We start from the raw sequence: 23,349 nt of genomic DNA, 5'->3' as shown, positions 1-23,349 counted from the left end.
AGGCACTCTCTGTTTAAATCGAGAGTGTCTTTTAGACTTTTGAGGCGCAATAAAAACATTTTCATTCTATTAAATTTTAAAATTGAATTTGATAACACCAGTTTCTTTTAAGGTGAAAAAAAGAATGATAATGAATGGCCCTAAGAGTAAGCCAATGACGCCAAACAATTGCAAACCGACAAACATCGCGATTAATGTTGGCAAAGGGGGTAAGCCGATGTGAGCACCCATTACTTTAGGCTCTACAGTGCGCCGAATAATTAATAAGATTGCTGCAAGAACAAAGAGCTTTATGGCAATCGCTGTATTACCGATTAGGAGGTGATAAGTTCCCCAAGGTGCTAAAATAATAATTGAGCCAAGGAAAGGGATAACATCTATAATCCAAATAATAATGGTCATGACTAGTACATATTTCGGTTGAATAAGTAGTAAACCAACAAGAGTCACACCAGCTATAATAAAGCTAACAAGAATTTGAGCTTTCATAAAACCGAAAAATGCATCTTTTAAGCGATTAGTAATAATTTTCAATTTTTCTTCAGTTGATGGCTTTAAATATTTATAAGTTGTCTGTTTTAACTTTGGTAAATCTAGCATAAATAAAAATAGGGCAATCATATAAACGAGAAGACTAATAAAGAGGCTTGGAATTTGTGAAAAGAAGGTCGTAACTTTGGTATAATTAAAGAAGTTTAAAAAAGATTCTTCAACCTTCTCAATGAAGTCGGTTGTCGTTTTTTGAAGTGAAGCACTCACTTCAGTTGGAAAGTCTTCTGTATATTTTGAAATATTCTCTTGCATATGACCCCACATCTCGGATAATTTAGAAATATAGTAAGGTGCTTGCTTTGAAATGGAAATAATTTGCGACATTAGTTGTGTAATAGTAAAGTAACAAATAATAGAAATAAAAATAACGCTTACTATGTATATAAAAGCTACAGCTATTTTTCGAGACATTTTCCATTTTCGTTTAAAGAACATAACAATGGGTTCTAATAAAAAAGCTGTAACACCTGCTAAAATAATTGGCACGGAGACAGGTATGATAAAATATGCGGCTACAAGTAGGCAAATAATCGCTAGCGTTCGTATAATCAACTTTCGAGTTATAAATCTATTCATAAGCTCTCCTTTTTATCATTAAATTTTAAGTACAGTGTAACAAAAAAATTTTAAATTTGAAAACGTTCTGAAAGAATGAAGGTAGGGATAAATCATGGAAAAAGAGATTTTGCAACTTTTTAGTAATTTAGCAGAGCGTGACCGTGAGATTGAATACGAGTCGTATAGAAAATTAATAAAAATCATGCAAGAACCAGTAGATTGGACATATGCAGTGTGGGAACAACTTATTAAAGCCCTTACATATACAGATGGACATGCTCGTGCACGGGCAGCGCAGTTTTTATGTGCATTAGCAGCAAAAAGTGACCCAGAAGAACGTGTTTTAGATGATTTTTTAAAAATTTGGGCAGTCACGTATGATGAAAAAACATTAACAGCAAGGCATGCCCTGCAAGCAATTTGGCAAATTGGGCTTGCTGGACAAGTTCAAAGAGATTTAATTGTTTCGTATTTAGCAAAAAGGTTCCAAACTTGTATTGACGAAAAGCAACCATCGCGTATTCGATATGATATTATTGTATCCTTTAAGAAGTTGTTTGATGCTACGAACGATCATAATTTACTAGATATTGCAAAGCGATTAATAGATGAAGAGCAGGATATGAAATACAAAAAGAAATATAAAACCGCCATCCGTTAAAATAGCGAGATGGCTATTTTTATGCCCAAGCGTGTTGTTTTGAAGAAAGAAAAGTTATTGATTATAATAAAAATAGGAGGATGGATTCAGTTTTTGATAGGTCTTATATACTGACGTAAGCTATCGTATAAGTGAGAGCCAGAAACTATCCATAAAGAGGAAACAAGTAAATCTGCAACAGTATATAGCATAGTAACAGTATAAATATTGTAAATTAGAAAGGGTCGAGAAAATGGGGATTTATAATTATTTAGTGAAAAAGCCAAACGGTGAAATTTTATCAATGGAGACGTATCGAGGAAAGACAATGTTAATCGTTAATACCGCCAATCAATGTGATTTTACATATCAATTTGAAGATTTGCAAAAAATGTATAATAAATATGGCAAGGGAAATTTCATTGTTTTAGGTTTCCCGTGTAATCAGTTTGGACAGCAGAACCCAGAAGATGGAGTTGAGACAACTCAACTTTGTCAGCTTAACTACGGGGTAACTTTCCCGATTTTTGAACTAGTTCAAGTTAATGGAGAAGAGACACATCCATTATTCAATTATTTAAAGCACGAAGTAGATTTTCGTGAATTCGGTAAGGCGAATATGCAGGAAAAGATGTTAGCTGAAGCTATTATCCAAATTGCACCTAGCTTTTTAGATGGACGTAACATTCGTTGGAACTTTACAAAATTTTTAGTAGATAATCAAGGAAATACAGTCGAGCGCTTTGAACCAACAGATTCACAATTAGATATTGAGCAAGCTATTGAAAAAATTTTATAGCTAGCCATTTTAATCAGAATTTTTAGGCTGGAATAACAAATAGCTAATCACTATGTAGAAATAGTGCTAAGTTTTGTATATATATTTTCGAATATTCCACAATCTCACAACTATTTTTTCAAATCAATATATGATAAACTGCTAATCAAGTGAATAATTCTTGCAGAATAATGGTGCTAACTTTAGCATAATCGGGAATTCGGTGTAAAACCGAAGCTGTTTCCGCAACTGTAAGTACAAGAATCATAAAAAATGCCACTGTCGAAAAGGGGAAGTCCTAAGATGGGAAGGTTTTATGATATCGCAACTGATTAGTGGTAGCGAACTGTACGAGCCAGGAGACCGACCTTTATTTAATGTATAAAAACTCTTCGGAAGCTAGGAGGATATACGGCAAATACATAAGCGATGTCGCATGGGCGGCACTATATATGCTATTTTCGTCGTTCCTAGGGAGCGGCGTTTTTTTATGCACCTATAAAGCAAAATCTGTTCATGAAAGAAAGAAGGGACTAGTTATGAAAAAAGATGCTCGTTATTCTTGCTACCCATTCATGCGTGAAAAAATATCTACTGTAGATTTTGAGATTCGTACGGATAGTTTAACAACTCATGTCGGTGTAGCATTAACGGCTGTAAAAGCAGAAGCAGTTGAGGTTGTAGCGACAGATTTATTGACGATTTTGCCAATGGCCTACCATGTAAATGGCTCAGTACGTGGCAAATTAGCAGTAACGGAAGAAGATTTAGTATGGCTTAGTGATCGCTATGATTTTTATGTGGGGCATGTAAAGGAAGAAATACAGAACTTTGTTTTACCACAAGGAACGGGGGCTGCAACAGCGCTTCATTTATGTCGTAGTGAGGCAAAAAAATCATACCGTGTTCTACATAAAGTTTCTGAGGAAAGAGAAGTACCAGCAATTCTTTTCGATTACTTAGGATTATTAGCGAATGTATTTTTTGTAATGGCTGTATACATGAATCAGCAAGCTGGTATTGCTGAAATACCGTTTATAAGCAAATCATACCCTATGAAGAAGAAGAAGGAGAATGTGTAAAGTGAAGAAACTAATTAATTTCCAATGGATTACAATATTAATGTTAGCACTTGTATTGGCAGGGTGCGGTACAGCAGATGAAGCCAAAAAGGACGATACATCATCTAAAGAAGGACAACAAGCTGAGCAAACAGGCTATAAAGTGACAGATGATCGCGATGTCGAAGTAGCATTTGATGCAGTACCAAAAACGATTGTGTCACTACAACCAAGTAATACAGAAATCTTATTTGCACTAGGCGTTGGAGATAAAGTTATTGGGGCAACTGAATATGATACGTACCCAGAAGAAGCAAAAGATATTGAACGTGTTTCAGACTCTGTGACATTTAACACTGAGCGAATTGTGGCTTTAAAGCCAGATGTCGTAATTGCTTATTCAACAGGCAATGCCGAAACACTTGATGCGCTAAAAGGTCTTGAAGATGCAGGCGTAAAAGTATTTGCAATTAAATCAGCAGCTTCATTTGAAGATGTATATGGAGATATTCAACAAATTGCTGAAGTGATGGGTGTTAAAGATAAAGGTGAGCAGTTAAACGAAAGTATTAAAGCGAAAATTGCAGATGTACAAGCAAAAGTCAAAACTGTAGAAACACCGAAAAATGTCTACTTAGAAATTAGCCCTAAGCCAGATATTTATACAACAGCAGCTGGTACTTTCCAACAAGAAATTCTTGATGCAGCGAATGTGAACAATGTATTTGGTGATCAAACAGGATGGGTAAAAGTTTCTGAGGAGGATGTTATTGCGAAAAATCCTCAAGTTATTTTAACTACAGTAAACTATGTAGAAGATGCAGTAGGTGAAATTCTTGGGCGTGATGGATGGAATACAATCACTGCTATTCAAGATAAAGCGGTAAATTATATTGATACTGATATTTCAAATCGCCCAGGTCCACGTATCGGTGAAGCTGTAGAGATGGTAGCAAAATCAGTATATCCTGAGTTATTTAAATAAGGATAAAGAATAATAGCCCTTGGGCAAAAGAGATTAAGTGTTAGATTGATGGCAATCAATCTAACACTTTTTTGCAGTGAACGGTATTTTCCACTACTGTTTTCCTCGGGCGCACGGGCTTCACAGGCGTCTAACGGCGCTATTCCTAAGTATATCGGCGATTTAGGAGCATCTATCGGCGCCATTCCCAAGTATATCGGCGATTCAGAAGCATCTATCGTCGCTATCTCCATGTTTATCGGCGATTCGCTCTCAATCTCTTCAAAAAGGCATTGGATAATTGGTATTATCTTCATTTGTTCTATAAAATAGAAGTATAGATAGATGATTGCTTAAATAAGGGAGGCGTAGTGGATGACACAGTTTGACATGAAGGTTATTCCGTTTGAGGCAGTCTTGAATTTCCGCGATATGGGTGGCTATAAGGCCCGAGATGGTAGAGTAGTTAAAAATGGATTGCTCTATCGCTCAGCTGCACTAGGTAAGATGACCCCAGCGGATAAGGAGCGCTTTGAAGCATTAGGAGTAAAAACAATCTTTGATTACCGCGATCAACACGAGGCACTGAATAATCCTAACCCCTCGTTTAAGGGCGCACAGTATATTCATATACCTGCAAAGGGCAATCACGCGTTTGAGATGCCGACAAATACTGGTGGCCATAATTTTTATAAAGTTGTTAGCCCAGAGATGTTCCGAGATTTTTACGCACAAATGCCATTTAACAATGCTTCATTTAAAAAGTTAATATCCACAATTCAAAATCCAGATAATTTAGGCCTCGTCCATCACTGTGCCGTAGGAAAAGATCGAACAGGAATTGGCGGTGCCCTCATTTTGCTTGCATTAGATGTCCCTGAAGAAACTATTATGCAAGATTATTTAGATACTAATATATACTTACGTCCCATGGTAGAACGAATGGCACAAGCAATTCAAAATACTTTTAATGACCATGAATTACAACAGTTCCATGCATTAATGTCTGCACGTGAGGATTATTTACAGGCTGCATTCGATGCTATTGATAGTCGTTATGGTTCGAAAACAGTATTTTTAGAGAAAGAGTTTGGTTTAACAACAGAAAAACGCCAGCAATTACAAGAAAATTGCTTATGCTAATAGCCCACCCTTTCACAGTAATTCAGTGAGAGGGATTTTTTTGTAAGCAATTCAAAATATTTTTTTATTAGCTATCCTTTACAGTGGCAAATCTGTGATAAGATACAATAGATTTTTATGTAAAGTATAGAGAGAAGTGAAGTTGTTGGGACAAGCGATAAGAGAGAAACATTCGGCGGACCAGTTTAGTTTATTTCATTTAACATGGCCGATTTTTTTAGAAGTTTTTTTATTTATGTTAATGGGATTAGCCGATACATTTATGTTAAGTGCCTTATCGGATAACGCTGTATCTGGTGTCGGCGCAGCAAATCAATACATTCATATTGCGATTTTAATACTTGAAGTAGTGGGTAATGGTGCTGCGATAGTTGTCTCGCAATATTTAGGTTCAAAGCGATTTTTAGAAGCTACAAAGATTTCGGCGTTAGCTATTACGTTGAACTTAATTCTAGGGCTTATTATGAGTGCTCTATTTTTCTTAGGCTCAAGCCATTTAATGACGATGATGAATTTAAAGGGTGATGTTCTACAATATGCCCAAAGCTATTTAGTCATTATTGGTAGTTTTATTTTCTTACAAGCGATTATTAATGCGTTAGCAGCTATTATTCGTGTCCATGGTTGGACGAAGCAAACAATGTACGTATCACTCGGTATGAATGTTATTCACGTCGTGTTAAATTACGGATTGATTTTTGGTAATTTTGGAATGCCAGAATTGGGTGTGAAAGGAGCTGCTATTTCCTCAATTATTAGTCGTGGACTTGCAGTTATTGTTTTTTCATGGTTGTTGTATCAAGTAATGGAGATACGTGTGAAAATCGAATACTTTTTTACTTTTTCAAAAGAGTATGTACGAAAAATTTTAAATATCGGATTACCTTCTGCATTTGAACAAGTACTTTATCAATTTTGCCAAATTGTTTTCCTCTATTATGCAACGTATATAGGATCCGAAACACTTGCAGCAAGACAATATGCAATGAATATTTCGATGTTTACATACTTGTTTGCGGTTGCAATCGGTACAGGGACAGCTATTATTATAGGTCGCTATGTAGGCGCTGGTAAAAAAGACGAGGCGTATCAACAGTTATGGATAAGCGTGCGTTCAGCTTTTATTTTCACAATACTAATGGTGAGTGTAGTGACAATTTTCCGCAAACCGTTAATGAGCATATTTACAGATAATCCAGAGATCATCGCGATTGGTGGGTCTGTATTAGCATTGAGTATTTTATTGGAAACAGGTCGTACGATGAATATTGTTGTTATTAATTCATTACGTGCTTCAGGCGACGCAAGATTTCCTGTGAAAATTGGATTTTTATCGATGGTCTGTATGAGTTTGCCGCTTGGCTATTTGTTTGTATTTGTATTAGATTGGGGACTAGTCGGGATTTGGTTAGCTATATCAGCAGATGAATGGATGCGTGCTATTATCGTATACTTTAGATGGAAAAGTCGAAAGTGGGAGCGTTATGCAATTGTCTCACCTACAGACCAAAAGGAGGCGAATTAAATGGGAGCACTTTCTAAACGTGCTGCAGGAGCGGCATTAATAAATGCAAATATTGGACTATTTGCTTGTCCAATTTGTCAGGAATCCATGCAAGTCTATGAGCAAGGAAGGCTTACATGCTCAGCAAACCATTCCTTTGATATTGCAAAACAAGGTTATGTCAATATGCTGACGCATAGTGCAGCTTCTAAATATAGTAAAGATCTTTTTGAATCTCGTAAAACAATTATTGATAGTGGTTTGTATGACCCATTAGAAGAGAAAATAGCAGAGCTAATAGGAGAAGCCAAAACAGTACTTGATACAGGCTGTGGAGAGGGATCACATTTAGCCCGTATTATGACGCAAAAACAAGGTATTGGCATTGGTATTGATATTGCAAAAGAGGGTATTCTTGCAGCTGCTCGTCATTATCCAAAGCAAATTTGGTGTGTTGGAGACTTAGCAAAAAGTCCTTTTGCCAAGACAAGCTTTGATGTCATTTTGAATATTTTATCTCCAGCAAATTATGAGGAGTTTAAACGCCTACTTACATCAAATGGATGTGTCGTAAAAGTGGTACCACAAAGTGGCTATTTGCAACAAATACGTTCACAACTTTATGCTGATTCGGCAAAAGAAACATACTCTAATGCACAAACTGTAGAGCGCTTTCGGGAAAGTTTCTCACATGTCACAGTAGAACGTATTACTTATACAGTGCCACTTGCTTCGGTGCTAGTGCCTGCACTGCTTGAAATGACGCCGATGGGCTGGCATAAGGAGCAGCATGCAGAAGTTTGTGTAAATGAAATCACGATTGATGTTGATGTCCTAGTTGGTCGGGTATAAATCAAATAGATTTGACTTGGACAATTGCAGTATATAACTCTTTTCGATTACAATGGTAATAACTATTGAATAAGGTAGGAATAAAACAGTGTATAAATTTACGGCAAATCTTGTCAAATTAATATTAAAATTATCGGGTTCAAAAGCTCGGGTATATGAAGAGCAAAACTTACCGAAAGATGGTGGGTTTATTATTGCATGTACACATACAGGGTATGTGGATATTTTAAACTTAGGTGTTTCGGTCTTGCCTCGTGAAATTCACTTTATGGCGAAAAAACAATTGTTTGATATTAAGGGCCTTGGCTGGCTTATTGACCATTTAAACGCCTTTCCAGTTGACCGTGACAACCCAGGACCAAGTGTTATTAAAGTTCCATCACAATTGCTGAAAGAGGGGAAAATTGTTGGAATTTTTCCATCAGGTACTCGGAACTCAGAAGGGTCTGATTTAAAGCAAGGTGCTATAACGATTGCACAGTTGTCTAAAACACAAATCGTTCCAGCTGCTTATGTTGGAGCGCGAAATGCTGGGGATGTGTTTAAGCGTGGAAAAGGTTATCTCATTTATGGTGAGCCATTTTATGTAACAGGAAAAGGGAAAGAAGGTCGTGAGGAATTTACACACCATCTTGAACATGAGCTTATCGCTCTAACAGAAGAATTAAATAAGCGAATTGCAGCAGATAAAAAATAATACGGACAGCACTCAAAATCAAGTTGATTTTGGGTGCTTTGTCGTAGGAGGTATTTTTAATGATACGCGTACTATTTGTTTGCCTAGGGAATATTTGTCGCTCTCCAATGGCGGAGGCAGTTATGCGAGATTTAATAGAAAAGGCAAAGTTGGATGACAAAATTAAAGTTGATTCAGCTGCGACAAGCTCATGGCATATTGGTGAGCCGCCACATCGCGGTACACAAGATAAGTTACGAGAATATGGTATCTCGACGCAAGGAATAAAAAGTAGACAATTACATAAGCATGATTTTGATCAATTCGATTACATTATTGGAATGGATGAAAATAATATTCGTAACATTTATACGATGCTTGGTAATCCCGATTCACCAAAAATTTTCCGTTTTTTAGATTTAACGGACCATCGAATGGATGTACCTGATCCATACTATACAGGGGATTTTCAGGAAACTTATAATTTAGTGCTAGAAGGCTGTCAAGCTTTATTGGCTAAAATGAAGCTTGAGAAAAAGTTATAATTAGTAAAATATTTAAAATGTTTAATACAGCATACCGTTCTGAAAACATTACTATAAACATTGGTATATCTAGCTTTGAGAGCATCAATATGTTATTATTTGCAGAGTAAAGATACGAAAAGTATTTAAATACCATTTGCAGATGTGCAGTTATGCATCTATGATTTTATAAACTTTATTTTCGAAAGAGAGTGGAAACAATGGGTCGTAAGTGGAACAATATTAAAGAAAAGAAGGCGTCAAAAGACCAAAGCACAAGTCGCGTGAATGCAAAATTCGGTCGTGAAATTTATGTAGCAGCAAAATCAGGCGAACCAGATCCTGAATCAAATCGCGCTCTTAAAGTTGTTCTTGAACGTGCTAAAACTTACAGTGTTCCTAAACATATTATTGAAAAAGCAATTGAAAAAGCGAAGGGTGGCGGCGACGAAAGCTTCGATGAATTACGCTACGAAGGTTTCGGACCAGCAGGAACAATGCTAATCGTGGATGCTTTAACAAACAATGTTAACCGTACAGCTTCTGATGTACGTGCGGCATTTGGTAAAAACAACGGTAACATGGGTGTAAGTGGTTCTGTTGCTTATATGTTTGATTCAACAGCCGTTATTGGTTTAGAGGGCAAGACTGCGGATGAAGTACTTGAAATTTTAATGGAAGCAGATGTCGATGCACGTGATATTCTTGAAGAAGAAGAGGCTGTCATTATTTATGCAGAGCCAGACCAATTCTTTGCTACACAAGAAGCACTGAAAGCAGCGGGTGTTGAAGAATTTACTGTTGCTGAGCTGACGATGTTACCTCAAACAGAAGTTACATTAACAGGTGATGATGTAGCGAAATTTGAAAAATTAATTGATGCATTAGAAGATTTAGATGATGTACAAAACGTTTACCATAACGCAGACTTAGGTGAATAATTTTTATTATAAGGCAGACCAGTAGCAATTCTTTGCTACTGGTTTTTAACTTGATTCAGAGAATTCCTACTACAATAAGTAAGGATGAGTGAGGAAAGTATGGACTAACTGCAAATGGGGGTATCTAAACCCGCTGAATCAAGTTAAAAGCACCGGCGGATGTCACAGATTTTTTAAAGGAGCTATTCGAGCAAGCTCGAAAAAAATCTGGACGCACTGACGCCGAGGCATCAGTGATTGGGCTTGATTCAGAGAATTCCTACTACAATAAGTAAGGATGAGTGCTAAAAGTATGGACTAACTGCAAATGGGGGTATCTAAACCCGCTGAATCAAGTTAAAAGCACCAGCGGATGTCACAGATTTTTTAAAGGAGCTATTCGAGCAAGCTCGAAAAAAATCTGGACGCACTGACGCCGAGGCGTCAGTGATTGGGCTTGATTCAGAGAATTCCTACTACAATAAGTAAGGATGAGTGAGGAAAGTATGAACTAACTGCAAATGGGGGTATCTAAACCCGCTGAATCAAGTTAAAAGACAGGCGGATGTCACAGATTTAAGGAGGAGAACTGTGCAAACTTTTTTAGCTATCATTATATTTTTAGTGACGTTATTTTTAGTCATTGTACAGCCACGGAAATTGTCAATTGGCTGGTCAGCATGTATAGGTGCAGCATTTGCCTTAATGCTAGGTGTTGTTACAATGAACGATGTCGTGGCAGTTACTGATATTGTTTGGAATGCAACATTGTCATTTATTGGGATTATTATCATTTCCCTCATCTTAGATGAAATCGGATTTTTTGAATGGGCAGCATTGCATATGGCACGACTTGCGAAAGGTAGTGGGATTCGGCTATTTATTTATATCGCCTGCTTAGGTGCGATTGTTTCTGCACTATTTGCGAATGATGGTGCAGCATTAATATTAACGCCAATCGTCTTAGCGATGGTAAGAAAGTTAAACTTAACAGAGCAAAGAGTATTTCCGTTTATCATAGCAAGTGGCTTTATTGCCGATACAACTTCATTACCGCTAGTAATCAGTAATTTAACGAATATCGTGTCAGCAGATTATTTTAATATAGGCTTTATGGAATATGCAGTGCATATGATTGTGCCTAATATCGTTTCTTTAATCGCTAGCATATTCGTGCTATATGTATATTTTAGAAAAGTTATTCCAAAGCAATATTCGATGGAAGCGTTAGTACATCCGTCAGTCGCTATTCGTGATCAAAAGTTATTTAATATTTCTTGGTACGTTATTGCAATATTATTACTTGGTTTCTTATCGAGTGAGTATTTTACTATTCCAGTGTCATTTATATTATGCAGTGTAGCAATAATCTTTTTATGGTTGGCACGGAGAAGTAAAAGCATTGATACGAAAAGAGTTATTAAAGGTGCACCATGGAGCATCGTGTTTTTCTCAATTGGTATGTATGTCGTAGTTTATGGTTTAAAAAATGTAGGGCTTACAGGTTTATTAGCGGATTTGTTAGAGCTGACTGTTCAGCAAGGATTGTTCGTCGCAACATTAACGATGGGCTTTGTGGCAGCGATTTTGTCTGCAGTTATGAATAATTTACCGACAGTTATGATTGATGCATTAGCAATTGCTGAAACAAGTGCAACAGGCACAATCAAAGAAGGTCTGATTTATGCCAATGTGATAGGGACGAATTTAGGGCCAAAAATGACACCGATTGGTTCCTTGGCTACATTGTTATGGCTTCATATATTGGCACAGAAAGGCATTAAAATAAGCTGGGGGCAGTACTTTAAGATTGGTATTTTACTAACGATACCGACACTTTTCATTACATTACTAGCATTAATTGCTTGGTTAGCAATAATATCGTAGTATAAAAGTCAAAATAGTTGAAAAAATAAAATATTCAGTAATAATAAGATTAGTATACTAGTAAAATGAAGAAGGAAAGTGCCAATAATATGACAAAAACAAATAAGTTAAGTAATAAGATTATTTTAATGTTATTAATGACAATAGTCGCTTTATTAATTGGTTTTATAGTAACTACTATTTACACAGCAAAATCAGCTGTAAATAAAACGATGGGCACACAGGCAGTTGCAATGGCAGGCAACATTGCTAAACAGTTAAATGTTGACGATTATATTGAGCTTTCAAAAAGCCCATCGGAGTCTAAATTATACTGGGAGCTACGAGAAGAGCTAAACGGATTACGTGAACAAAATGGCGTTCTCTATGCTTACACTTTTGCCGTGCCACAGGAAGATCAAAAGGTAAGATTTTTAGTAGATGGAATGCCTAAAGATGACCAAGAAAATGCAGGTAGCATTAATTCAGAATCATCTTCTACATACTATAAAGATCTTGAAAAAGTAATATCTACAGGCAGTTATTATTCAGCAATATTACATAGTGATTTTGGCGATTATTTATCAGGTACAGTGCCGTTAAAAGATGCATCAGGTACTATCGTTGCCTTTGTTGGCGTAGATATTGAGGCAACACAAGTAAGCGGCGTAACAAATGCCGTGCTAACTTCTGTTTTACCAGCCCTTATTGCTATTATGCTAATTTTAACGGCAATTTTGATGTACATAGTGTATCGTTATGTAAATCGTTCATTAAAACCGTTAAGTTATTTAGGGGAAGCGGCAGAAAGCTTTGCTCAAGGTGATATTGAGGAAGCAACAAAAGCGGTGGAACAAATTCAATTTAAAAATAAAAATGAAATTACAATTTTTGCACAAGCCTTCAAGGAATCGCTAATAAAGTTAAAAGACACATTACAAACAATTCAACATCGTACTGTTGCATTGCAAGAGGTTGTTGGGAAAATAGATGCTACGTCACAGCAAGTTGAAGCATCAAATTTAAAGATTGCAGACAGTATTATCGAGATTGCAGCTGGCAGTGAACAGCATCAGCAAAACAATAATGAAGTTGTGTTAACGATGAACGAAATGTCGATTGGTATTCAACGTTTAGCAGATTCGACTTCGGAAATAGCTGAGTCTTCTACCGCGATGACGGGATTAGTCGAATCGAATGTGAATCATTCTCATGAGGTAGTTTCACAAATACAAAATGTTGAATCTTCCGTCCTACGTACAGCTGGACATGTTGAAGAAATGGGCAATAGATTCCGATCAATCGAAGATATGGTTCAGGTTATTACAAATATTGCGGATCAAACAAACTTACTTGCATTAAATGCAGCTATAGAGGCGGCAAGGGCTGGAGAAGCTGGGAAGGGCTTTGCTGTTGTAGCAGACGAGGTACGTAAATTGGCTGAAATGTCTAAGACTTCTGCTGATGATATTCAAAAACATTTAATTAGCTTTAAAGATATTACAGAGCGTGCACTTTCTGAAATGGCAAGAAGTATGGAAGATGTCCAGGCAGGTAATATCGCAGTACAACATATAGGGACTAGCCTTTCTCAAATTTTACAATCTGTTGTGCTCGTCAATAATAAAATTCAGGATGATTCTGCAATCATAGAGCAAATGTCAGCAGGGTCAGAAGAAATATTAGCAACAATAGAGCAAATGCAAAGTATTGCACAGCAAAGTGCTATAGGAACTAAAGAGGTAGCGACAGCTTCTGATCTTCAGGTGGCAATGGTTACAGAATTAAATGATGTCGTGGAAATTTTGGAACGTACATCGAAGGAAGTAATTGAAGCGATTAATACTTTTAAATTATAAAGAATATCAAAAAACTATTTTTCTACACATCATATCCCTGTAGAAAGATAGTTTTTTTTGTTTGCGAAGAAATGTGTATATTAGCATATTTAAGCGAAAGGGTGAATAATATACACATTTATTGTGAAATACCCATTGTGTAAACTGTAAATCCATTCCATAATATTAATTAATGCATTAAACGATAGAAGTAAAAAGGGGTGTAAAGTATGAAATTTTTACGTTCAATACAGGGGAAATTAATTATCGTTTCAATGGCATTATTAATAGTGCCGAGCTTAATCATTGGGATAGTTAGCTATGGGAAAGCAAAGGATGGGATGGAAGGATTAGGTGAACAAGTTCTTCAAAATAGTGTTGAGTCTACTTTGCAATTAATCGAACTGGCAAATGAAAGTGTAGAAAAAGGTAACATTCCATTGGAAGTTGCGCAAGAAAGAGTACGAGAAGCACTACTTGGTCCAAAGGATAGTGAGGGAAAACGGCCAATCAATTATCCTGGTAATCTAGGTGAATATGGGTATATATACGTGTTAGACGATAAAGGGACGCTAACTACCCATCCGACACGTGAAGGAGATAACTTGTGGGATGATCAAGATAGTAGTGGTAAGTATTTTATTCGCGATGTAACTGAACGAGCATTAGAGGGTGGGGGCTTTACACAATATGAATTTGCACTGCCAGGTCAGGATGTTTTAGCTGATAAAATTATCTACTCAGAAAAAGATCCACATTGGGGATGGATTATAGCATCAGGTACATATATGCAAGATTTTAATAAGGAAGCCAATTCGTTGTTATTAGTTATTGGTCTGACACTATTAGGAGCTATAATTATCGGAACGGTTATCGTCATACTTGTTTCTAGACATTTAGCTTTACCAGTTAAAAAGTTATCAACTCGTGTACGTGAAGTGGCGCAAGGTAATTTAACGGTAGAAATAGAACACCTACAACGTACAGATGAGATTGGCCAATTAAACACAGGCTTTAATGATATGGTAGATCAATTAAAGACATTAATTACAAATGTGGAAGAATCTATTGCTGAAATTCAATCCACTTCATCTAATTTAACAGCCGTTGCTGAGGAAACAAATGCGTACGGTGATGAAATCGTGAAGGCAATTAATGAGGTTTCAAGAGGTGCAGTTAAGCAAGCTTCAAATGCTGAAGATACAAATCGTACAGCTATAGCGTTTGCTCAGCAAATAGAAGGACTACATGATAAAAATGAATTAATGCTTGATGCTTCTCAAACTATGAAGCATTCCAATGAAGAGGGGCTTGTAAACTTAAATAGTTTGAAGGACACATCACAAGAATCGTCTACGCTTATTAATAGTGTACAAACAGTGTTCAATAGCTTAATTGTTAAGGTAAGAGAAATTGAAGGCATTGTAGGAACGATTAATGAAATCTCCGATCAAACAAACCTTCTTGCACTTAATGCATCAATTGAAGCTGCTCGTGCTGGCGAGCATGGCAAAGGATTTGCAATAGTAGCGGAGGAAGTAAGGAAGCTAGCAGACCAAACGTCTGTTGCCACTGATTTAGTACGTACAACACTACGTGGTATCGAAAGTGAAACGAATTTAGTAAATGATGAAATGCAAAAAACAAGTGCTATTGTTCGAGAGCAAAATAATTCAGTGGGAATAATGGAATCTTCATTTAAAGAAATTGAATTGGCTGTTGAAAAAATTATAGCGATTATTGGAGACATGACTTCAGGTGTAGCATATTTAAATAGCTCTAAAGATGAGATGATGCAATCTATAGAAAGTATCGCTATGATTAGTGAGAAAAATGCAGCCGCATCAGAGGAAGTAACAGCTTCTGTTGACGAGCAACAAAGAGCTATACAATTAGTTAGCGAATCCTCAAACGATTTAACGGACGAAATCTCGGCATTACAGGAATCCATTCAACGCTTTACGATAAGATAGCCATTCAAGATGCTTGTACAGTAGCCTAAACTTTGTACAAGCATCCTTTTTATGTTTGGGACGTTGTAAGTAAAAAAGGGGTGTTGCATTTGAAAAGGTGGTTGGTGGGAGGAATCATAATTGTCGTTTGTATAGGTAGTGCCCTCTACATATGGCTAGGACAGGAAATTAAACGAGGGACACAGCCAGTCGCTGATGGAACTGCACAATATGCCATAGTACTTGGGGCGAAGGTAAAGCCTGGAGGGGTATTATCGCTATCTTTAAAGAACAGATTGGAAGAGACTGTAACCTATCTTAATAAGTATCCACACGTGAAAGTAATTGTATCGGGTGGTCAGGGGGCGGATGAGGATAGAACAGAGGCGTCTGCAATGCTTTCGTATTTACAAGAGAAGGGGATTGACCCTGAACGAATTTTAGTGGAAGAACAGTCAACATCGACATATGAAAATTTGCTATTCTCAAAGGAATTACTCCCAGAGGGAACGAAGCAAATTACGATCGTCTCAAATGATTTCCATTTGCAAAGAGCAAAGTATTTAGCGAATAAGCTTCAGTTAGAGGCGGATGTCGTTGTTGCAAAAACACCAAAATCGGTTGAAGCAAAGTTAAAGATTCGAGAAAGAGCAGCATTGTTAAAAACCTATATCATAGGTCATTAATGGTATATTTGCTTTCTTTCTTTAATATATTTGTCATATAATAGAAATATAATGAGTAAACGACAGAAAGAGGGTACTTCTATGACAACGTTTAAAGATTATAAATACAGCCGTCCAAACGTGGCAGCAATGAAAGAACAGCAATTAGCTTTAATCGAGCAATTTAAAGAAGCGCAGACTGTTGAGGCGCAAAGCGAGCTAATTGAAAAGTTAAATGAACTGAGTAATGAATATGCGACAATGGCTAACCTTGTATATATTCGTGCATCAATTGATACGAATGATACGTTTTATCAAGAGGAACGCGATTATTTTGATGAAGTAGGCCCAGAACTTGAAGAGCTTACAACAGAATATTATAAAGCATTAATAGCATCACCATTCCGTGAGCAGCTTGAAGAGAAATGGGGCCAACAGTTATTCGACTTAGCGTCCTATCAAATTAAAGGATTTTCTCCGCAAGTTATTGATTTAATGCAGAAGGAAAACAAGCTAGTTTCAGAATATAATAAACTAGTTGCCTCTGCCCAAATTGAATTCAATGGGGAAACATTAACATTAGCTCAGCTAGGGCCTTATGCAGAATCAACAGATCGCGAAATGCGTAAAGCGGCTACAGAAGCTCGCTTTGGCTTCTTTGCTGAGCATGAAGAGGAATTTGATCGATTATATGATGAGCTTGTCAAAGTACGCCATGAAATTGCGGTAAAATTAGGCTATAAAAATTATGTAGAACTTGGCTATATTCGTATGAATCGTATTGATTATAATGCGGAAATGGTGAAAAAATTCCGTGACCAAGTGCGTGATTTAATCGTTCCAGTTGCAACAAAATTATTTGAGCGCCAAGCGAAGCGTATCGGCATAGCAGACTTAAAGTTTTATGATGAAGCATTAAACTTCTTAACAGGAAATGCTACACCAAAAGGTGATGCGAATTGGATTGTGGCGAACGGTAAAAAAATGTATGAAGAACTATCACCTGAGACGGGTGAATTTTTCAACTTTATGATTGACCATGATTTAATGGACTTAGTAGCGAAAAAAGGAAAAGAAAGTGGCGGCTATTGTACGTTTATTGAAAACTACCATTCGCCATTTATTTTCTCGAACTTTAACGGTACATCAGGTGATATTGATGTGTTAACACATGAGGCTGGACATGCCTTCCAAGTATACTCAAGCCGTGATATTGGCATTCCAGAATATTTATGGCCAACATATGAATCATGTGAAATCCATTCGATGAGTATGGAGTTCTTCACATGGCCTTGGATGGAATTATTTTTCAAAGAAGATACAGAGAAATATAAATTTACGCATTTAAGTAGTGGCCTACTATTTCTTCCTTACGGTGTTGCTGTTGATGAATTCCAACATGTTATTTATGAAAACCCTACAATGACACCAGCTGAACGTAAAGCTGCATGGAAGAAAATCGAGGAAACATATTTACCACATCGTGACTATGACGGGAATAGCTACTTAGAATCAGGTGGCATTTGGCAACGTCAGGCACATATTTATGCAAGCCCATTCTATTATATTGACTACACGTTAGCGCAAATTTGTGCATTCCAATTCTGGAAACGTTCACGTGAAGAGTTTGATGCTGCATGGAAGGACTATATTCATTTATGTGGCTTAGGGGGCTCTATGTCATTTACAAAGCTAGTGGAGGAAGCTGGCTTAATTTCACCATTTGAGGATGGCTGTGTAGAATCAGTAATTGGTGTTATTGAAAACTACTTAAATTCAGTGGATGATACAAAATTATAGATTGCGATAGATTCTTTCGAGAGCTAATGAAAAAATTTGTGAACTTCTCTGGGAAACCGAGTTAGTTAGAGAGACTGGAACTTAGCTATTATTACTTTGCCATAAATAAAATTCAGCAAAGAAAGAGTACTAGTTGATGGTAGCGAAGGCGGTGACTCCTGTGGGAACGCACGCAATGTAAGCCACAACAAACCGCGCGCCAGCGACGGTTGCGGCTTACGTGTGTGCCCGCGGAAAGCAACCGCCGTAGCGGACATCAACGGCATTGCAAAAAGTGTTAGATTGATGGCAGTCAATCTAACACTTTTCTCATTTGTCAAAGATAAGTTGTTTTTTTGCCTGTTATCTTTTTTTATGTTTGTAATAAATACTAGGATACTTGCGAAATGGTTAATATATAAGTAGTATTTTCAGTAACTGCGATAAAAGGAAGTGAAGAACGTGACGAGGAAAGTATGGTTCCAAGTAGGAGTAGGCATTTTGCTAGTTCTACTAATACTTAAATATTTTATAGAAATTCATTGGCTCTTTTCACCGCTTGCGATTATTTTAAAAGCGATATTTGTGCCGTTACTGCTTGGTGGCGTGTTGTATTATGTGACTGAGCCAATTCAACGTTTTTTAGAAAAACGAAAATGGCCAAGATGGGCTAGTATATTAACAATTGTCGTTGGTTTGATTGCTATGGTCGTTGGCTTTGGCTGGGTTGTTGGAAATCCGATAGCTACTCAGCTTAATAATCTTGCAAAAAATGCACCGATGATTGGATCAAGTCTTCAAGATGCAACGGATTATGTTGTAAGCCTGTTCAGCAATAAGGATAATTTACCTCCACAAATAACCGAATTTATCGATAACCTCGCCAATTCCGTACAAAGCATTGCGGTCGTGGCAAGTAAATGGCTCGTATCATTTATACAGTCTATTGTGTCAGTTTCGTTATTAGCTATTTTAATTCCATTTTTCTACATATTTATGTTGAAGGATCATGAGAAATTTGCGCCTTCTATTTATAAATATTTTAGTGGTGAGCGTCGGGAATGGATTAAAAAGACGTTAAGTGAAATAGATGATGTATTACGTAGCTATATTCAAGGCCAACTGCAAATTAGTTTTTTATTAGCACTTATTATGTATGTTGGATATTTAATTATTGGCTTAGAGTATTCATTATTGCTCGTTATTTTTGCTTTCTTTATGAATATGATTCCGTTTATCGGACCGTGGATTGCCCTTACACCAGCTGTGATTGTGGCAGTTATTCAAGATCCAATGCTTGTTGTTTGGGTATGTGTTGTTACACTGATTGCGCAGCAGATTGATAGTAACTTCATTACTCCTAATGTAATGGGGAAATCACTCGATATCCATCCGTTAACAGTTATTACAATTATTTTAGCGGCAGGAAATATCGCAGGCTTCATAGGAATTATCATTGCCGTTCCGTTTTATGCGGTATTAAAGGTTATTGTTTCGAATATTTATGATAAACGAATTGCCATAAAGAAAAAGGCTACGAAGTCAGTATAGGGGTCGAATAAAATGGAACAAGAGATTGTTAAAGTTTTTAATGAGCAGCATGAACAAATTGGTACGGCTACAAGAGCTGAAGTGCATGAAAAAGGCTTATGGCATGAGACTTTTCACTGCTGGCTTGTTAATGAGAACTATATTTATTTCCAAATTCGTAGTGCGCAAAAAAAGGACTATCCAGGGCTGCTTGATATTACAGCAGCAGGTCACTTACTGGCTATTGAGACAGTGGAAGCGGGCATACGAGAAGTAAGAGAAGAATTAGGATTAACAATCGATATTGATGAAATCGTGAAAATGGGTATGACTTCATGTAGTATCGTTTCTGAAAAAATGATTGATAATGAATTTTGCCATGTTTATTTGTACCCTTTTGAAGACAATTGGGATTCTTTTAAGTTGCAATATGAGGAAGTTTCGGGTGTTGTGCGAGCAAAGCTTGATGAAGCCGAAGATTTCTTTTTAGGAAAAACCGTCACGTTAAATATTGAAGGATATGAATATTTTCCAGATGGACAACGTGCGAGAATAGTACGTCCTGTAAGCACAGCGCAATTTGTTCCATATCGTGAGTTGTACGTTGCACATGTTATAGATTTTGTGAAAAACTCAATGTACAGTCGATAAAATAGCTTCACAGTATTTTAGAAAAACACGCTTCATGCTGCTACACGCCCGAAAAGGTTGTAGTTTATAGCATGATAGCGTGTTTTTGTTTTTTGTTGTGACGATGCTAGTGACAAGTCTTTCTATAAAAAATGGACATTAGGAAGGTAATAATAGTTTAATAGAGAAATATATGTAATTAAACAAATTGGATGAACGGATATAATAAAATTTCGTACAAATGAGGAGGTTGAAAATGACACAGTACTTTAATGAGCTTGCGAATCGATTCAATTGGCACAGTAAATATCAAATTTGGATTGCTAGTATGGAGCACCCACTTTTTGAATTAATCGAAGGTGTAATCGCACCAACTATATTACCATTTCAACAGCTAACATCTCATAGTGAACAAATTTTCCAAGCAATTCAGAACGAAAATATGTTTCTCCTTTTTACGTATCCAGGCAATTATCAAATAATGCTTAATTTATTTGAATACAAAACATTTACCGATGGTGAATTAGTTGTGTTATTTCACTATTTATATCCCTATTACACACAAGCAGCTATTAAACGAGAAAGATACAAGCTAGGGAAAGTGATTGAAAGTACTAGAAGAGCCTCGGCAACGTTAAATACCGAAGAAATATATAACAATATTTTATCTTATGCGATGGATGTCATCCCAAATTGTGATATTGGAACTTTATGGTGGTTTGACGAAGAGAAAAACAAACTCACATGTAAAGCCTCTGTTGGGAACATATTAAAGGGCATTAACAAAATGGAATTTGATATAAATGAAGGACCCGTTGGTTACACATTTAGAATGAACAGGCCGCTGTTGTTCAATCAGAACAATAATAGTATTTGGGATACGATAGGGAATATATCCAAAGAAAACTCTAAATACTGGGACCCATCATATGTGTTTACTGAAAACGTCAAATCATTTTTGACGTATCCTATTAATGTAGAAGATAAAGTAGAAGGAGTACTATTTTTATGCCAAATTGTTAAGCCCTATCCTTTGTCAGATGAAGATTTGCATTTACTACAGGGCTTTTCATCGCAAGTTGGAATATCTATTCGTAATGCAAGACAGTACTCGCATATAAAAAACTTGAATGACGTGTTGCTAAAACGAGATGATATTCACGCAACCCTTACAAAGCTATCCATACAAAATAAAGGGGTATTAAAAATCGTAGAAGAGATGTCACGTATGATGGGCAAAAATGTCCTTTTTGTTGATTTATTAGAAAATGAAATAACGCCCATTACAGAAAAACTCCCAGTTCAATTAACGTATAAAGATTTAAATGGCATTCTCCAAACAACACAAGAGCAACCATTCTATGAGTTAAAACGCTCTGGCTATGTGACGCATATTATTTATCCAATCCGTTCGATGCAAATTACATTAGGCTGTATTATTGTCGAAGCTGCCACACAAATTGAGCAAATAGATACAATTGTAATGGAGCAGGGACATTCAGTACTCGCGCTCGAACTAGTAAGAAAACAAAACGATACAGCATTTTACTATAAAAAGAGACGAGAGCTATTTTCTGAGTTAGTTAATTCGAAAGATCAGTCCATTGTATTGCAAAAAGCAAAAGAGCTTAATATAAGCCTGCATGAGCCATGCAGTGTCACTTTATTTAAACTTAGTCATTATACAAGTCCTCATCATTTAGAGGCATTTATCCATCGTTTAACAGCACAATTAAAACGTGATTTATTTTCATATATTCAACTGCTGTATGCGTATCACGATGAAGTTACGGTTGTGATAAGTGTGCATAGTGCGACTGATAAACAGTTTCGAAAAAAGTTACAAACTATTTGTAATGAATGGGGCAAGGAAAAAAACATTACATTGAGCTGTGGACTTGGGACAACGTATCAAGACGTTTACTTTTTACCTAAAACGTATGATGAAGCAAAAACAGCTTTAGCTTATTTAAATTCAAGAGGACAACAAGGATTAGTAGATTACTCACAAATTGGTGTCAATCGATTGTTTATTAAACAAGACCAAGAGGAAATTAAGCAATTTTTAACTGAAGTGTTCGAGCCACTTCGTACAAAACATAGCATGAACAATTCTTTAGAAGAAACATTACTTGTATATGTAGATACAAATCGTTCAGCAGTTAAGGCTGCTCAAATTTTACATGTCCACATTAACACGCTATATCAACGACTAAGAAAAATAGAAGAAGCATTAGATATTTCTTTCCAACAGCCTGGAGATTTATTGAAGCTGCAATTAGCATGCTATTTAAAGCAGTCTTATAGCCATTTATGAGTTATTTCAAATTTAGATTACTGCTACGTTGATTTTCGCTCCAGGCGGACGCTTTCCGCGGGCACACACGTAAGCCACAACCCTCGCTATCGCGCGGATTGTTGCGTCTTACGTTCTGTGCGTTCCCGCAGGAGTCGCCGCCCTCTGCTTCAATCAACTGGAATCACCTTTTGCTCCCGATGGAAAAGTTAAAAAGTAAGCGGAATTATTCTTCCTATGAAATAAACGATAATCGTCTTCTTCTAGCATCATTAAAAAATTTAGATGACTGCTACGTTGATTTTCGCTCCAGGCGGACGCTTTCCGCGGGCACATACGTAAGCCACAACCCTCGCTATCGCGCGGATTGTTGCGTCTTACGTTCTGTGCGATCCCGCAGGAGTCGCCGCCTTCCGCTCCAATCAACTGGTATCACCTTTTGCTCCCGATGGAAAAGTATAAAAGTAAGCGGAATTATTCTTCCTATGAAATAAACGATAGTCGTCTTCTTCTAGCATCATTAAAAAATATAGATGACTGCTACGTTGATTTTCGCTTCGGGCGGACGCTTTCCGCGGGCACATACGTAAGCCACAACCCTCAATGCGCAGAGATTTTTAT

General features: G+C 36.8%; 20 protein-coding genes and 1 riboswitch. Of the genes, 19 read left to right on the top strand and 1 reads right to left on the bottom strand.

What is annotated here, in order from left to right:
- Window positions 1-69 precede the first annotated feature (69 nt).
- Window positions 70-1,128, bottom strand: coding sequence for a sporulation integral membrane protein YtvI (gene ytvI, locus FH508_RS22150; RefSeq protein WP_173479339.1), 1,059 nt, complete (start codon window positions 1,126-1,128; stop codon window positions 70-72).
- Window positions 1,129-1,222: 94 nt separating this feature from the next.
- Between ytvI and FH508_RS22145 the strand changes: the two genes are divergently transcribed.
- The 19 genes from FH508_RS22145 to FH508_RS22055 all read left to right on the top strand — a co-directional run bounded on the left by FH508_RS22145 (window position 1,223) and on the right by FH508_RS22055 (window position 22,749).
- Entirely contained in the window at window positions 1,223-1,771 is a 549-nt protein-coding gene (locus tag FH508_RS22145; protein WP_173479340.1) for a hypothetical protein, read from the top strand.
- A gap of 232 nt (window positions 1,772-2,003) precedes the next feature.
- Window positions 2,004-2,549 carry a glutathione peroxidase gene (locus FH508_RS22140; RefSeq protein ID WP_173479341.1) on the top strand — a complete coding sequence of 182 codons (546 nt, stop codon included), beginning with the start codon at window positions 2,004-2,006 and terminating at the stop codon, window positions 2,547-2,549.
- Between the two features lie 154 nt (window positions 2,550-2,703).
- Window positions 2,704-2,915: riboswitch (cobalamin riboswitch) on the top strand.
- Between the two features lie 152 nt (window positions 2,916-3,067).
- A complete protein-coding gene (locus FH508_RS22135; RefSeq protein ID WP_173479342.1) occupies window positions 3,068-3,610 on the top strand; it encodes a hypothetical protein in 543 nt (180 codons plus the stop codon).
- A gap of 1 nt (window position 3,611) precedes the next feature.
- Window positions 3,612-4,574 carry an ABC transporter substrate-binding protein gene (locus FH508_RS22130; protein WP_173479343.1) on the top strand — a complete coding sequence of 321 codons (963 nt, stop codon included), beginning with the start codon at window positions 3,612-3,614 and terminating at the stop codon, window positions 4,572-4,574.
- A gap of 48 nt (window positions 4,575-4,622) precedes the next feature.
- Window positions 4,623-4,886: a hypothetical protein gene (locus FH508_RS22125; RefSeq protein WP_173479344.1), complete on the top strand. Its 264-nt coding sequence runs from the start codon at window positions 4,623-4,625 to the stop codon at window positions 4,884-4,886.
- A 42-nt stretch (window positions 4,887-4,928) separates the two neighbouring features.
- Window positions 4,929-5,696, top strand: a complete 768-nt coding sequence (locus tag FH508_RS22120; protein ID WP_173479345.1) for a tyrosine-protein phosphatase — start codon at window positions 4,929-4,931, stop codon at window positions 5,694-5,696.
- A 145-nt stretch (window positions 5,697-5,841) separates the two neighbouring features.
- Window positions 5,842-7,221, top strand: coding sequence for an MATE family efflux transporter (locus tag FH508_RS22115; RefSeq protein WP_228134197.1), 1,380 nt, complete (start codon window positions 5,842-5,844; stop codon window positions 7,219-7,221).
- Window positions 7,222-8,052, top strand: a complete 831-nt coding sequence (locus FH508_RS22110) for a putative RNA methyltransferase (RefSeq protein WP_139860257.1) — start codon at window positions 7,222-7,224, stop codon at window positions 8,050-8,052.
- Window positions 8,053-8,140: 88 nt separating this feature from the next.
- On the top strand, window positions 8,141-8,749 hold the full coding sequence (locus FH508_RS22105; RefSeq protein ID WP_173479346.1) for a lysophospholipid acyltransferase family protein: 609 nt from the start codon (window positions 8,141-8,143) through the stop codon (window positions 8,747-8,749).
- 59 nt (window positions 8,750-8,808) lie between these two features.
- Entirely contained in the window at window positions 8,809-9,273 is a 465-nt protein-coding gene (locus FH508_RS22100) for a low molecular weight protein-tyrosine-phosphatase (protein ID WP_173479347.1), read from the top strand.
- Window positions 9,274-9,473: 200 nt separating this feature from the next.
- Window positions 9,474-10,193: a YebC/PmpR family DNA-binding transcriptional regulator gene (locus FH508_RS22095; RefSeq protein ID WP_173479348.1), complete on the top strand. Its 720-nt coding sequence runs from the start codon at window positions 9,474-9,476 to the stop codon at window positions 10,191-10,193.
- 570 nt (window positions 10,194-10,763) lie between these two features.
- Window positions 10,764-12,059, top strand: a complete 1,296-nt coding sequence (locus FH508_RS22090; RefSeq protein ID WP_173479349.1) for an arsenic transporter — start codon at window positions 10,764-10,766, stop codon at window positions 12,057-12,059.
- Between the two features lie 89 nt (window positions 12,060-12,148).
- Window positions 12,149-13,897 (top strand): methyl-accepting chemotaxis protein, encoded by a 1,749-nt coding sequence (locus FH508_RS22085; protein ID WP_173479416.1) that lies wholly within the window; start codon window positions 12,149-12,151, stop codon window positions 13,895-13,897.
- 209 nt (window positions 13,898-14,106) lie between these two features.
- Window positions 14,107-15,849 carry a methyl-accepting chemotaxis protein gene (locus FH508_RS22080; RefSeq protein ID WP_173479350.1) on the top strand — a complete coding sequence of 581 codons (1,743 nt, stop codon included), beginning with the start codon at window positions 14,107-14,109 and terminating at the stop codon, window positions 15,847-15,849.
- A gap of 89 nt (window positions 15,850-15,938) precedes the next feature.
- Window positions 15,939-16,514, top strand: coding sequence for a YdcF family protein (locus FH508_RS22075; RefSeq protein WP_173479351.1), 576 nt, complete (start codon window positions 15,939-15,941; stop codon window positions 16,512-16,514).
- A gap of 81 nt (window positions 16,515-16,595) precedes the next feature.
- A complete protein-coding gene (locus FH508_RS22070; RefSeq protein ID WP_173479352.1) occupies window positions 16,596-18,293 on the top strand; it encodes a M3 family oligoendopeptidase in 1,698 nt (565 codons plus the stop codon).
- Between the two features lie 441 nt (window positions 18,294-18,734).
- On the top strand, window positions 18,735-19,823 hold the full coding sequence (locus FH508_RS22065; RefSeq protein ID WP_173479353.1) for an AI-2E family transporter: 1,089 nt from the start codon (window positions 18,735-18,737) through the stop codon (window positions 19,821-19,823).
- Between the two features lie 12 nt (window positions 19,824-19,835).
- Complete coding sequence (locus FH508_RS22060) at window positions 19,836-20,453, top strand: NUDIX hydrolase (protein ID WP_173479354.1); 618 nt, start codon at window positions 19,836-19,838, stop codon at window positions 20,451-20,453.
- 235 nt (window positions 20,454-20,688) lie between these two features.
- Window positions 20,689-22,749, top strand: coding sequence for a helix-turn-helix domain-containing protein (locus FH508_RS22055; RefSeq protein ID WP_173479355.1), 2,061 nt, complete (start codon window positions 20,689-20,691; stop codon window positions 22,747-22,749).
- The last annotated feature ends 600 nt before the right edge of the window (window positions 22,750-23,349 follow it).

Origin of the sequence: Lysinibacillus sp. CD3-6 (assembly GCF_006351725.2) — a bacterium.
Taxonomy (GTDB): Bacteria; Bacillota; Bacilli; order Bacillales_A; family Planococcaceae; genus Lysinibacillus.
This window is presented reverse-complemented; position numbering and strand designations above follow the sequence as displayed.